Consider the following 13116-nt stretch of genomic DNA (forward strand, 5'->3'; position numbering starts at 1 on the left):
TCAATGCTTTATGCATCAAATATCTCTGCACCCGCGGAGGTGCCGCTTCTGCAGAATTTGTGCCATGGTTTAACGTCTTCTGCCATGGTTTTTAACTACGACGAAAGACACTAACCTATGGCATAAATCCGTAACCCATGACCGAATCTCCGGCTGCGCCAGGTAGATGAGAGCTGGTTATGGGTTATGCCTTGCCTTTTCGTCGATAGGTTAGTGTCTTCACTGCGGGTTAAAGACCCACGGTGAAGGCACTAACCTATCGAAAACCTCGGTCTAAAAAACAGAGCGGCCCCGGATGCACACACATTCGGGGCCGCCTGCTGCGGTTATTTAGAGCCTACGAGGCAATCTTCGCGATCTGGAACATGGACGTCGGCATCGGCCGGTCCAACGACCAGCGAATATGCATCGGCTTGGAGCCCTCGTGAGAAATGTATTTCACGGTGCCCAGGCACATGTAGGGTTCGGGGCCGAGCCTATTCTCCCTGTGCTGGCGGGCGAAGAGCACGATGCGTCGGCCTCGCTCCTCGTGATGCTGGAAGAGCTGACCCGTCGGACTTTCGGGGGTTGTCGCGCTCTGCGAATCCCATGCGAACTCGTCAGTGCTGATGGCGTAGTCCTTGTACATGGTGGCCGGGGAGAAGTGCTTCTCAGATTTCTCCAGCGTCACCAGTAGCGCGGTGGTGTTCGTCGGGTCGAAGGGTACGACACCGTTGACCACGCCGCCGGGTACCTTGAAGTTCTCCTCCTGACCGCCCAGTCCAGCGAATAGTTCCTCACGGGAGTAGAGGGCGTGAGTGCGCAGGGGGACGCCTTCACCCTCAAAGAGCGGCAAGGTGGAGGTGGTATCCGTACCGGCGTTAAAGTTCCAGACGCTCTCCATCTCCTGCAGCATGCCGCGGTTCTTACGCAGAGTTGCCAGGCCCTCGTCGAGGCTGAACTTCTCAGAGGAACCGTCCCACTTGGCCTTCGGCCAGATGGAGAACAGAAGCATCCATGCGTGGCGGCGCTGTTCATCGGTCATGTCCTGCTCTAGGATGTCCGTGTTCAGTAGCTCCAGGTATGCGTTAATGCGGAACGTGTCGTGCACGTGCGTGAGTGCCTTGACGCGCTTATTCGTCTCGACGGCCACGTTGTCCTGGAAGGGAACCACCAGGTCGGGGTACAGTTCACTCGCGGCCAGGAGGCTGGTCCAGGTCGTTGCGACGGGCTTAGTGACACCGGGCAGGGTCACCTTGCTGTTGCGGCCGTAAATCTGCGGCAGTCCCAACCCGTAGCGGTTGATGAAGTCAATGACGGTGGGGCGAATATCGAGGTCCGTGGAGTTTCGGCGCATATCTTCCAGGTAGCTCTTTGCGGTGTCGATGAGGGCGCTCTGGTTCATGCGTAGGGACTCGCGAATCTTCTTGATGACCTGCTTCTGAGTCATCTCGTCCAGGTGGAAGTGGCAGCCAGCCGGCAGCTCGGGGCTCTCAATATCCTGCTCGGCCAGGGTGCCCTGTCGTACAAAGGCGCGGTACTTGTGGTGAACCATGAAGTTCTTGTTCTGGTGTCCCACGAAGTCGAGGACCGTCAGAACAGACTTCAACGGCGCACGGCGCAGGCCGCGGCCCAGCTGCTGCAGGAAGAGGGTGAGCGACTGGGTGGGGCGCAGCATCAGGAGGGTATCGACGCTCGGAATGTCGACGCCCTCGTTGAACAGGTCCACGGTGAAGATCGTGGTCAGCTCGTGCGCTTCGTCTGCAAGGTTCTTCATGACCTCGGCGCGACGCTCGGCGGAATCTGTACCGACCAAGAAGTCGGCAGGAATACCCACCTCGTTGAATTTCTGCGCCATGTATTCGGCGTGCTTCACGCTCACGCAGAACCCGAGTGCCTTCATGCGTAGGGGGTTGTCGACCTTCTCGCGTAGCTCCTCCACGATGATGCGCAGGCGGCGTTCAGCTTCGCCCTTGGTGTACAGGTTCTCCAGGGCGTTTTCGTCGTACCGGCCACCCCGAACGTTGATGCGGCGCAGGTCGGTGCCGTCGGCAATACCGAAGTACTGGAAGGGTACGAGGAGGTGGTCTTCGAGTGCGTCCCATAGGCGGATTGAGGTTGCCACGTAACCGTCAAAGTACTTGTCGGCGATGTTTACCCCGTCTTCTCGCTCGGGGGTTGCGGTCAGGCCGATAAATTCACGGGGCTCAAAATAGTTGAAAACTTTGTCCCAGCTGGCGGCCTTAATGTGGTGGCATTCGTCCATGATGATGACGTCGAAATAGTCCGGCGCGTAACTTTCGAGGGCGGCACCTGACAACGTTTGAACGGTCGCAAAAACAGCCTCATTATATTCGGGCTTTTTGCCGCCGGTCAGGAGCTCACCGAAATTACCTTTAAGCATGACGTCGCCGAAAGTGCGGCGCGCCTGGTCAAGGATTTCTTTTCGGTGTGCAATGAAAAGCAGCTTCAGCTTTTTGCCGTACTGCTCGCAGAGGCGCCTGTAGTCGAGAGCCGAGAACACGGTTTTGCCGGTGCCGGTTGCGGCCACGGCGAGGTTACGGTGGCGGCCCTTAGAACGAGCGTTCTGCATTTCTTCGAGCATGCGCGCCTGATGCGGGAACGGGTGCACATCCAGCAGGGACGAGTCGATATCGTACTCCAGGCCCTTGCTTTTACGGCCGGTAATATCGGCCTTGGCTAGGGCGGTGTCGAGCTCCTGCTTCTCCTTGTCAGAGGCGGTGTAAGAGGTGAAATCACCGCTCTTCCAGTAGCTTTCAAACAGGCCTTCAAACTGGCGGATTAGGCCGGGCGTAATCGGGCTGGAGATGCGAACATTCCACTCCAGTCCGTCAGTGAGTGCGGCACTGGACAGGTTCGAGCTGCCCACATAGCCGGTGGACATGCCGGTATTGCGGTGGAACAGCCAAGCCTTCGCGTGCAGGCGGGTGCTGTCGCCCTGGTAACTGATTTTTACCTCGGCACCGTACTCTTCAACGAGGCGGTCGATAGCCTTGCGGTCGGTTGCGCCCATGTAGGTGGTGGTAATAATGCGGAAAGGAATACCGCGATTTTTAATAGCTTTAAGCTGCTCACTCAAACTATTAACGCCGGACATTTTAAGAAATGAGCAGAGCAAATCTACGCGGTCTGCACTTTCTAATTCTTTCTGAATTTCAGTATTGAGATTCAGGTCTTTAGAAGTATTCGTCATCAGAGCAACGTCGCTCAGAGGAATATCGGGGCGCGTAGTTTTTGCGTCAGTGAGGGCGAGCTCGCGCATCTGAATTACGTTGCTGTCGTCATCGGTCAGCAATGAATCGTTCTGCTCTTCGGCATCCTGCGGCAGGAGCTCCATCATGCGGTTGATGAGTTCCACCTGGTCTGCGGGGGTTTTGAGGCTTTCGAGGGCGGGGGCCAGCTGGGTGGCGAAGAACTGGGTGAGCAGTTCGGGGATGTTGTAGTCGTCCTTTTGGAGGATTTCTTCCTGCCATTGTGCGCCTTCGGGGATGGTGCGGCCCATGAGCGATGCGCTCTTGAGGTGTTCGTAGAGTCCCAGGGGGAGAGTTTCATCAGTCGTGGTCATAGCAGCAGCCTAGCAGCCCGGGCGGTTTGCCGCTGCCTGGGCGGTCACCGGCTCACGGGGTAGGGGGGCGGCGAAATTCTGTAATTACAAAAAATCGGGCGGCTCCTGCATGCATCCCTCCTTAAAAAGCCACATGTGTTTCGAGAAGCCACGTAATATGTTGCTTTTCGAAACACATGTGGCTTCTCGGCGATTAAACTCGGCGCACCAAACACCCCGCCCCGCACGCAGAACACACCAGCCCAAACGCTATTGATTCGCATCACACACCGGTGTTCTTAGGTATCCTTGGGGTAACACTCAGACAGAAGCCCGCCCTCAACCTCGAAAGGGGCCGCATGAAAACCTTCTGGACCAACCTACCCCTCACCATCCGCGCGGCAGTCATCTTCTGCTACGCCTACGCCGCGGTGCGCATCCTCAACCTCTTCGCTGAGGCAGGCACCGCACCGCTGACCCCGCGCACGCTCCTTGATGGTGCCCTCACCGCGGCTGTCGTCGTCGGTGCTCTCGCCCTGTATCTGGGTAACGCCCTGGGTGCCGCCCTCCGTGCCCGGCGAGAAGGCTACGAGCCCCGCCCGGTCGGCATCATCGTTGCCTACGCGCTTTTCGTGGCGGTGTGCACCTACCTTATCTGCCGCCTCATAGCCTACACCGTGGAGGCGGGGCTCACCTGGCTTTTCCCGCCCGCCCTCGACTCGGTTCTGGTCGCGGTGGGTATGGCTGTTCTTGGCGTGATTAACTATGTGCGCCTCGACCGAGCATATCCCGACCGCCGCAAAGACTAACCGGGGGAGCGGCCCCCAAAAAAATCCCTGTAATTACAAAAAATCTCCCGCACCGGGTGGAGCACACCTCCAAGGCATGCCCCGCCCAGTGCGGGAGATTTCTATATCAACGGAACGCCGCAGCCTTCACGCTACAGCGCCGTGTGCACCTTACAGGCTCTGTGCCTGAATTGCGGTGATCGCAACGGTGTTGATGATGTCCTCAACGGTGGTACCGCGCGACAGGTCGTTCACGGGCTTACGCAGACCCTGCAGAACCGGGCCCACAGCGGCAGCACCCGAAGACTGCTGAACAGCCTTGTAGGTGTTGTTACCGGTGTTCAGGTCGGGGAAGACGAACACGGTAGCCTGACCAGCGACCTCGCTGCCGGGCAGCTTGGTCGACGCAATGGACATGTTCGAAGCAGCGTCGTACTGGATCGGGCCCTCAACCGCGAAGTCGGGGTTCGATGCGCGCACGAGCTCGGTTGCCTCACGCACAACATCCACGTCTGCGCCAGCGCCGGAGGTGCCGGTCGAGTAGGACAGCATAGCAACCTTGGGGGTCACGCCGAACTGGCGTGCAGTCTCTGCGGATGCCTTCGCGATGTCGGCGAGCTGCTCTGCGTTGGGGTTCGGGTTCACTGCGCAGTCGCCGTAGACCAGAACGCGGTCTTCCATCAGCATGAGGAAGACGGAGGAGACGATCTTGGTGCCGGGGCGGGTCTTGATGAACTCGAGCGAGGGGCGGATAGTGTTCGCGGTGGTGTTCACAGCACCGGAAACCATGCCGTCGGCGATGCCCTTGTAGACGAGCATGGTGCCGAAGTACGAGGGGTCGGTCATGCGCTCGCGAGCAGCCTCAATGGTGACGCCCTTGTGCGCACGCAGCTCAGCGTAGGTTGCTGCGAAGTCTTCGGTGTACTCGTTGTTTTCGATGTCGATGATGCGAATCGAGCTGGGCAGTTCGATACCTTCGGCCTGGCAAATCTCTGCGATCTTGGCGGGGTTGCCAAGCAGGATCAGGTCGCAGAAGTCGCGGCGTGCAATGATTTCGGATGCACGCAGGATTCGCACGTCGTAACCCTCAGGCAGGACCACGGAGCGGCGGTTTGCGCGTGCGGTCTCGATGAGGTTGTGCAGGAAGCGCAGCGGGGTCATGGATGCGGGGCGCTCAATTTCGAGGCGTGCGAGCAGTTCGTCCTTGTTGACGTGCTCGTCCCAGCCGCCCATTGCTGCTGCGAGCTTGCGCTGGTGGCCGCTTTCGAGGGTGCCGCGGACGCGGGAGACTGCGCGTGCGGACTTGAAGGTGTCCTTGGTGGTGGACAGCACGGGGAACGGTGCGTTGTCGATGAGGGAGCCGACTGCGGTGTTCTTGCCGGGCAGTGAGTCCAGGCCGCCGGTGAGCAGCACGCCGGAGGGTGCGGGGAAGGTCGGTGCCAGTGCGGATGCGAGGGTTGCTGCGACGATGTCTGCACGGTCGCCGGGGACGATAACGAAGTCGCCGTCGACGAACTGGTTGAGGAAGTTGGAGACGTTCATTGCTGCGACCTTGATGCCGTGGATGTCGCGGCTGAGGTCTTCTGCCTTGATGCCTTCGGTGTCGAGCTTGAGGGCTTCGGCAACTTCACCGACGGTGGGTGCGGTCAGTTCGGGGATTTCGGGCAGTACGTAGACGGGCAGGTTTGCGTCGCCGCGCTTGACGGAGTTCTCGATTTCTTCGCGCAGTTCGGGTTCTGCGCGGCCGACGATGATGGCGAGCAGGTCTGCCTTGGAGGCGAGCAGCTCGGTGCGTGCCACGTCAACGGCGGTGACTGCTTCCTCGACGGTTGCTTCCTGTGCGCCGACGATAGCGACGACGGGCAGGCCCAGGTCGCGTGCAATCTGGACGTTCAGGTCGAATTCGACTGCGAGCGCGTTGGCGGGCAGGTAGACGCCGTCGACGATTACGACGTCGCTGTTTGCAGCGACCTTCTCGTAGGCGGAGACCGCACGTGCGGAGATTTCTTCGGTGTCGCCTTCTGCGATGAGTGCGAGTGCGTCGGTCATGGAGACTGCGCCGCCGACCTGCTCTTCAGTCAGGCCGAAGTGTTCACGGATGAGGCGTGCCATGGGGTCGTCGGCGATGGTTGCGCCGTCGAAGACGGGGCGGAAGAAGCCGACGCGGTCTGCGCGCTTGATGAGGGAGTCTGCTAGACCCAGGGCTACGAGGGACTTGCCCGAGTTCTGGGACATAGCGGAGAGGTAAAGACCGGTGGTCATTGTTTTACTGTCCTTCTATGCGATGTTCGGCGCTGGGTCCCGCGGTTGCGCAGGGGTGTATGTGCTCCTGTGCGCGGGTGCGTCGAGCTTATAGGTCTCTTCTATCTTAAGGCGTTGTGGGGGTGGCGCCTAACAGGGTGTGCGGTGCGCTGCGTCATGTGGGCGGGCTGTTTCCCTGTTTGGGTGTGTCGTTTAGGGGTTGAGGATGCGCGCGTACCGTACGCTGTGGCCGGGCGCCCAGATGCCGCGTGCCTCAAATTCGATGCTGTTGCGCTGGTAGCCGAGCCGCTCGTAGAAGGAGAGCGCTCGTTCGTTTTCTGCCATAACCCACAGGTAGGAGTTTTCATCCGGGTAGATGACGGATTCGTAGAGTGCCTGACCGAGCCCGGTGCCGTGCGCGTGGTTGAGGGTGTACAGGTGTACGAGTTTACGGGTGTCTGCAGGCAGTTCGGGGAGGTTGTCGGCACGTTCGAGTTCCCAGGAGGAGGGCTCACACAGGGAGAGCGCCAGGCCGACCGGCTTATCCCAGTCGATGCGTACGCCGATGGAGCAGGAGAGCCCGCCGTCGGGGGTCCAGCCGGGCACCTCATAGGCGAAGAAGCCGCGCACGGTGGGGGAGGAGAGGTGGCGGTGGAAGTCTTCGAGGTATTCGTTGCGTTCGGCGCGGTGGCGGGCGGTGAAGCTTTCCCCGAGCGCGTCGAAGTAGATCGGGTCGTAGGTTTGCTCCATGCAGTCCAGCTGCAGGTTGACGTATTTTTCGGCGTCGGTCGGTTCAATTGGTGCGAGCGCGTAGCGGCCCTGACATACAAATCCCATGGGTTCTAGTCTATTCAGCCGACCCCTATGGAGGCGGTTCCTTGCGGATGCGTACGCTAGGGGCGTGAGGGCTGTCGGCTAGTCTAGTGGGTATGGCGAAAAAGAGCAGGGCACCCAAGAAGACCCAAAAGGCGCAGAAGCAGCAGAAGAACCGCATCGACGATACCGAGAGCACCCCCGTGCAGGGTGCCGCCGCTGGCGTGTACCCGATTTCTACGGGTGAGGCGGAGCTGGTCCCTGACGGCTACCATGCCGACGGCTGGCTGCTACTTATTAATGGTGTGCAGTCTTCCCACGTGATTGTGGGTGAGCCCCGCCAGCTGGATTTTGAGTACATGCGCTGGATCGCGGCGGTCGTCTCCTCGCACGTGGAGGAGCATCTGGACGCCGCGAAGCTGCGCATCACCCACCTGGGCGGCGGCGCGTGCTCGATGGCGCGCTATTTCGCTGACCTGTACCCGACCAGCCGCAACACCGTCGTTGAGCTGGATGCCAAGCTCGCCGAGTATGTGCGCGCCTGGTTCGACATCCCCAAGGCGCCGCGCGTGAAGATTCGCGTGGGCGAGGCGGGTGCCGTCACCGCGACCTTCGCGCCCGCATCCCGCGATGTGCTGATTCGTGACGTGTTCGCCGGGGACACCACGCCCGAGGCGCTTACCACCGTCGAGTTCACCCGCACCGTCGCCGAGTCGCTGGCACCCGGTGGCCTGTACATCCTGAACTGCGGCGACGGGCCGGCACTGACCGGTGCCCGTGCTGAGGCGTCCGCCCTGCTTGAGGTGTTCGAGTACGTGTGCATTGTGGCGGATTCGGCAATGTTGAAGGGCCGCCGCCGCGGCAACGTCATTATCGCCGGCTCCCACGCGCCCCTGCCGGAGGCTGGCTCCGTGCAGGCTGCCGCTATCGCCCGTGAGCTCATGGGTGGAGGCGTGCCCGCCCAGTACTGGGACACCGCGCGGGTGCGCCAGTTCGTGAGGTAGCGGTTCCGGCCGTGACTTAGGTCTTTCGGTAATGACTTAAATTTTTCGACCATAGGTTAGCGACTTTGGTGGGGGCTTTTAACTACCGCCAAAGACCGTAACCTATGGCCCAATTCGGCGCCCCCTACACGGCAGACGCTACTATAGTGGCATGCGATACACCTACCTTGGCCCCTCCGGCACCTTCACCGAATCCGCCCTGCTGAGCGTCCCCGGCGCATCCGGCGCCGAACGCATCCCCGCCACCAGCGTGCCCGACGCGCTCGCACGCCTGAACGCGGGCGAGGTGGACGCCGCCATGGTGCCCATCGAAAACTCCGTGGAGGGCGGCGTGAGCGCCACCCTGGACGCTATCGCAGCCAGCGAGGGTGTACGCATTATCCGCGAGGTGCTCGTACCGATCCGCTTCGTGCTGGTCGCCGCGAAGCCCATCAGCATTGAAGACGTTAAGACTATCTCCACCCACTCGCACGCCTGGGCGCAGGTGCGCGGCTGGGCGCAGGATAACGTACCCGCCGCGGCGTACCTGCCCGGCTCCTCCACCGCCGCGGCGGCTGTCGGCCTGCTCGAAGAGGGCTGCACCTACGATGCGGCAATCTGCTCCCCGGCGCTGCTGAACTACCACCCGGAACTGCACGTACTGCAGGACAACATCGGCGACAACAAGAACGCCGTAACCCGCTTCGTGCTGCTCTCCCGCACCGCCGACATCCCCGAACCGACCGGCTCCGACAAGACCACCCTGACCGTGCCGCTGCCCACCAACCGCGCAGGCGCCCTGCTCGAACTGCTTGAACAGTTCTCCGTACGCGGCGTGAACCTCTCCCGCATCGAATCGCGCCCCACCGGCGAAGGCATGGGCTCCTACTCGTTCAGCATCGACGCCGACGGCCACATCTACGAGGCACGCATGCGCGACGCCCTGCGCGGCCTGCACCGCGTCTCCCCGACGCTGAAATTCCTCGGCTCCTACCCGCGCGCCGACCACGAAAACACCGAAGTCGACAGCATCCACTCCGACGGCTCCTTCGACGCCGCACACGAATGGGTCGAGTCGCTCTTCCCGAACGGCCGCCCCGCACAGCTGCAGCGCCACTAGCCGGCCGCCACTAGATACCCCCCCCGCACCTACCCGCGCCCCACCAGTGCAAACCCCGCCCACAACCCACCGCAAGATTAGGTAGGATAAAACAGTGATTGATATTAACCTCCTCCGCGAAAACCCCGACGTCTTCCGCGCCTCCCAGCGAGCACGCGGCAAGGACGAAACCCACGTCGACCGCATCCTCGAAGCCGACACCGCACGCCGCGCACTCATCGGCGAATACGAGACCCTGCGCGCCGAACAGAACGCCTTCGGCAAGACCGTCGCAAAGGCACCCAAGGAAGAAAAGCCCGCCCTCGTCGCACAGGCGAAGGAACTGGCAGCCCGCGTCAACGAAGCAAAGGTAGCCTCCGAAGCGAAAACCGCCGAATACGAGGAACTGATCAGCAGCATCGAAAACCTCATCATCGACGGCGTACCCGTCGGCGGCGAAGACGACTACGTAGTCGTCAAGGAAGTCGGCACCCCCCGCGACTTCACCGCTGACGGCTTCGAACCGCGCGACCACCTCGAAATCGGCGAACTCGTCGACGGCATCGACATGGCACGCGGCGCGAAGGTCTCCGGCGCACGCTTCTACTTCCTCAAGGGCCAGGTAGCACGCTTGGAGCAGGCACTCATGTGGATGGCGCTCGACCTCGCAACCGAGCATGGCTTCACCATGATGACCACCCCCACCCTGGTACGCCCCGAAATCATGAACGGCACCGGCTTCAACGTCAAGCACGACGACGAAATCTACCGCCTCGAACGCGACGACCTGTACCTGGTCGGCACCTCCGAGGTGGCGCTCGCCGGCTACCACACCGACGAAATTCTCGACTTCGAGAAGGGCGCGAAGAAGTACCTGGGCTGGTCCTCCTGCTACCGCCGCGAGGCAGGCTCCGCAGGTAAGGACACCCGCGGCATCATTCGCGTGCACCAGTTCAACAAGGCTGAAATGTTCGTCTACTGCCCCGTCGAGCAGGCAGAAGAGATGCACGAGAAGCTGCTGTCCCTCGAAGAGGAAATGCTGCAGCGCTGCGGCCTCGCATACCGCGTGATTGACACCGCCGCAGGCGACCTGGGCACCTCCGCAGCCCGCAAGTTCGACTGCGAGGCGTGGGTCCCCACCCAGGGCACCTACCGCGAGCTGACCTCCACCTCGAACTGCACCACCTACCAGGCGCGCCGCCTGAACATCCGCGAGCGCACCCCGGACACCGTGGACGAGGCAGGCAACGTGCGTAAGGGCCGCACCCGCTCCGTAGCGACCCTGAACGGCACCCTGGCGACGACTCGCTGGATGGTTGCCATCCTGGAGACTCACCAGCAGGCAGACGGCTCCGTGCGTATCCCGGAGGCGCTGCGCCCGTACATGGGTGGCGCCGAGGTCATCCCGGCAGTAGCTGCTGAGTAATCTCACAACCAGCTGAAAAACCCGCTCACCGCGTAAACGGTGGGCGGGTTTTCGCGTATCCCGGTAGTCTAAGAACTATGCCTCTTTACCGTAAACTCCTTGGTGTTTCTGCGGCGGCGGCTCTGACCGCCTCCGTCACTCGTGCCCGCCGTGAAGCGCGCCGACGCGCTATCGAACTGGGTGCGCCCTTCGGTGTTCTGCCGACCCTGCCCACCGGTGAGGCGCAGCGCGTGGGCGTGGTGTACAACCCGAGTAAGCCCGGCGCCGCGGCGGCTATTGAGATTCTGGAACGTACCCTCGCGGCGAACGGCCACCCGCAGGCGCTGGTGCGCACCACCCGCGTGGACGAGCCCGGTTCTGAGGCGGCCCGCGATCTGATCGCTGAGGGCGTTGACCTGCTGATTGCTGCAGGTGGTGACGGTACGGTGCGTGCTGTGGCGGCGGCGCTGGCGCATCATGAGGGGCGTAAGCCGCGTCTGGGTATTCTGCCGATGGGTACCGGTAACCTACTGGCGCGTAACCTGTATATTCCGGTGAGTGACGTGGCGGCGTGCGTGAATATTGCGCTCAACGGTGCAGGTCAGGACGTTGATGCGATTGAGATGACGACGACGAGCACCCCCGGTGAAGAAACCGAACACACGTTCTTTGTGATGAGTGGTGCCGGCTTTGATGCGCTCGTCATGAATGATACGAACGAGGAGATTAAGGCGAAGTTCGGCTGGGTTGCGTACGTGCAGTCCGGCATGAAGCATATGCTGGGCAGGTCGCACCCGGTGCGTATTAGCGTGGACGGTGGGGAGCCTCGTACTCTGCCGATGCGGTCGGTGCTGATCGCGAATTGTGGCCGCCTGCAGGGTGGTATTCGTCTGGCGGATATGACGGATGTGAATGACGGTAATCTTGAGGTGATTGTGGCGTCGCCGCGTGACCTGGTGGAGTGGGGGCTGCTGATGGCGAAGGTTACGCGCCGCACGATTTTGGGTTCGCCGCGCATTGAGCTGCCGGTGATTCGCCACCTGGTGGGGTCTGAGGTGGTGTTGGAGTTCCCGGATGGTGCGCAGCCGGTTGAGGTGGATGGTGACCCGGCACCGTCGGCGTACCGTATTAGTGCGCGCGTGCTGCCTGCCGCCGTGGAGGTGGCGGTCCACCCCGAGGTGCTTTAGTGGGTGTAGTGAAGGTGCTGTGGGAGAGGCTGCCCGGCACCCTAATTGCCTATTTGTGACCTGGATTATGAAAAAAATCGCCGATTTTTTCACTATTTCCTGAAAATCAGAGGGGATAGTGAAAAAATTGGCGATTTTTTGCACTATTTTTCTCGCCATTCCCATATTTAGGGCGGCAATCTCCAGCGCCCGAATACCCGGAACAGTCCTCGTTTCTAGGTGCTGTAGTCCAGTCTAAATCTTGATGGCATGAGGACTGCTGGGCACCTCAAAAATAGCCCTTATCTTGTCAGGGGTATCCCCTAATATTCGTGCGGAGGCTGTGCGGATGCATGAGGCGCAACTCGCCCCCGGCACGGGGGAGAGTCTAAACGGACGCGGAGTTGCTGACTCTGGTGCTGCCGGTTCGGTGGTGTTGGGGGCTGTGGCGTTGGATGCGTCAAGGCCAGCCGCCACGGGCGGCGGGTCACCGTAGACGAGTAATCGTCTACTCATCCCCTTTTATATATGTATACGTGTGAAAACTGAATAATTTTTTGGTCTTTGGCTGGGTATTGCGACTTGTGGCTGAGTGTGTTCCCCGTATGCGCGGGGATGAGCCGAGGAAGAACAGGCCGAGCGCGAGCAGAAGGAAGTGTTCCCCGTATGCGCGGGGATGAGCCGTCTGCCATAGTCTCGAAGTCGTTGTTTTCCCAGTGTTCCTCGTATGCGCGGGGATGAGCCCGACAGACACGCTTATATGTTGGATTTTGGTCACATTATTGTATATTTGTCCCGTACCCAATTTCAGTGCATGCCCGAGAAGGCAACATGTCAGCCGACGTTGGCTGTTCATTATAGACGGTTGAGCTCGACCCAAGCATGCCTGAAGCGCACCGACTTCTCGGGTTCATCCTTATGCAATTAGGGGCCCCTCGTCGCGCAAGAGACGAGTACGCGAAAGCAGCAAATCTTGGGGATGATGAGGCTGTCCTGGACATGCTACGCGCATCATATGAGGCGGAAACGCCCGAATGGACTGTGCAAGCCAGATCCCGCGCCGCGCAGGCGCAACTC

The 13116-nt window shown here is 60.9% G+C and carries 8 protein-coding genes and 1 CRISPR repeat array; of the genes, 5 read left to right on the top strand and 3 right to left on the bottom strand.

All coding sequences use genetic code 11. The annotated features are described in order from the left end of the window. Nucleotides 1-337 precede the first annotated feature (337 nt). Complete coding sequence (locus HMPREF2927_RS04950; protein ID WP_070686066.1) at nt 338-3565, bottom strand: DUF3427 domain-containing protein; 3228 nt, start codon at nt 3563-3565, stop codon at nt 338-340. A gap of 338 nt (nt 3566-3903) precedes the next feature. Here HMPREF2927_RS04950 and HMPREF2927_RS04955 point away from each other — a divergent pair, with 338 nt between their 5' ends. Next, the gene (locus HMPREF2927_RS04955; RefSeq protein WP_070686068.1) at nt 3904-4353 is read left to right on the top strand and encodes a hypothetical protein; all 450 of its coding nucleotides are present in this window, start codon (nt 3904-3906) and stop codon (nt 4351-4353) included. A 150-nt stretch (nt 4354-4503) separates the two neighbouring features. On the opposite strand, the gene pta is transcribed toward HMPREF2927_RS04955, so the two are convergent. Together pta and HMPREF2927_RS04965 are read right to left on the bottom strand one after the other, a co-directional pair. Continuing rightward, nucleotides 4504-6594: a phosphate acetyltransferase gene (gene pta / locus HMPREF2927_RS04960; RefSeq protein ID WP_070686070.1), complete on the bottom strand. Its 2091-nt coding sequence runs from the start codon at nt 6592-6594 to the stop codon at nt 4504-4506. Nucleotides 6595-6786: 192 nt separating this feature from the next. After that, complete coding sequence (locus HMPREF2927_RS04965) at nt 6787-7410, bottom strand: GNAT family N-acetyltransferase (protein WP_070686072.1); 624 nt, start codon at nt 7408-7410, stop codon at nt 6787-6789. Nucleotides 7411-7502: 92 nt separating this feature from the next. Between HMPREF2927_RS04965 and HMPREF2927_RS04970 the strand changes: the two genes are divergently transcribed. The 4 genes from HMPREF2927_RS04970 to HMPREF2927_RS04985 all read left to right on the top strand — a co-directional run bounded on the left by HMPREF2927_RS04970 (nt 7503) and on the right by HMPREF2927_RS04985 (nt 12060). Continuing rightward, nucleotides 7503-8390, top strand: coding sequence for a spermidine synthase (locus tag HMPREF2927_RS04970; protein ID WP_070686074.1), 888 nt, complete (start codon nt 7503-7505; stop codon nt 8388-8390). A 151-nt stretch (nt 8391-8541) separates the two neighbouring features. Next, entirely contained in the window at nt 8542-9489 is a 948-nt protein-coding gene (gene pheA / locus HMPREF2927_RS04975) for a prephenate dehydratase (protein ID WP_070686076.1), read from the top strand. 94 nt (nt 9490-9583) lie between these two features. Next, on the top strand, nt 9584-10894 hold the full coding sequence (gene serS / locus HMPREF2927_RS04980; protein ID WP_070686078.1) for a serine--tRNA ligase: 1311 nt from the start codon (nt 9584-9586) through the stop codon (nt 10892-10894). A 77-nt stretch (nt 10895-10971) separates the two neighbouring features. After that, on the top strand, nt 10972-12060 hold the full coding sequence (locus HMPREF2927_RS04985; RefSeq protein WP_070686083.1) for a diacylglycerol/lipid kinase family protein: 1089 nt from the start codon (nt 10972-10974) through the stop codon (nt 12058-12060). Between the two features lie 573 nt (nt 12061-12633). Further along, nucleotides 12634-12784: direct repeats of the CRISPR family, unit length 20 nt; unit sequence CGTATGCGCGGGGATGAGCC. The last annotated feature ends 332 nt before the right edge of the window (nt 12785-13116 follow it).

The sequence above is a fragment of the Rothia sp. HMSC061E04 genome, assembly GCF_001813685.1.
Lineage (GTDB): Bacteria > Actinomycetota > Actinomycetes > Actinomycetales > Micrococcaceae > Rothia > Rothia mucilaginosa.

Bases quoted from the DNA above. Each gene is read 5' to 3' on its own strand.
- HMPREF2927_RS04950 (WP_070686066.1), bottom strand. From the start codon at position 3,565: ATGACCACGACTGATGAAACTCTCCCCCTGGGACTCTACGAACACCTC.
- HMPREF2927_RS04955 (WP_070686068.1), top strand. From the start codon at position 3,904: ATGAAAACCTTCTGGACCAACCTACCCCTCACCATCCGCGCGGCAGTC.
- pta (WP_070686070.1), bottom strand. From the start codon at position 6,594: ATGACCACCGGTCTTTACCTCTCCGCTATGTCCCAGAACTCGGGCAAG.
- HMPREF2927_RS04965 (WP_070686072.1), bottom strand. From the start codon at position 7,410: ATGGGATTTGTATGTCAGGGCCGCTACGCGCTCGCACCAATTGAACCG.
- HMPREF2927_RS04970 (WP_070686074.1), top strand. From the start codon at position 7,503: ATGGCGAAAAAGAGCAGGGCACCCAAGAAGACCCAAAAGGCGCAGAAG.
- pheA (WP_070686076.1), top strand. From the start codon at position 8,542: ATGCGATACACCTACCTTGGCCCCTCCGGCACCTTCACCGAATCCGCC.
- HMPREF2927_RS04985 (WP_070686083.1), top strand. From the start codon at position 10,972: ATGCCTCTTTACCGTAAACTCCTTGGTGTTTCTGCGGCGGCGGCTCTG.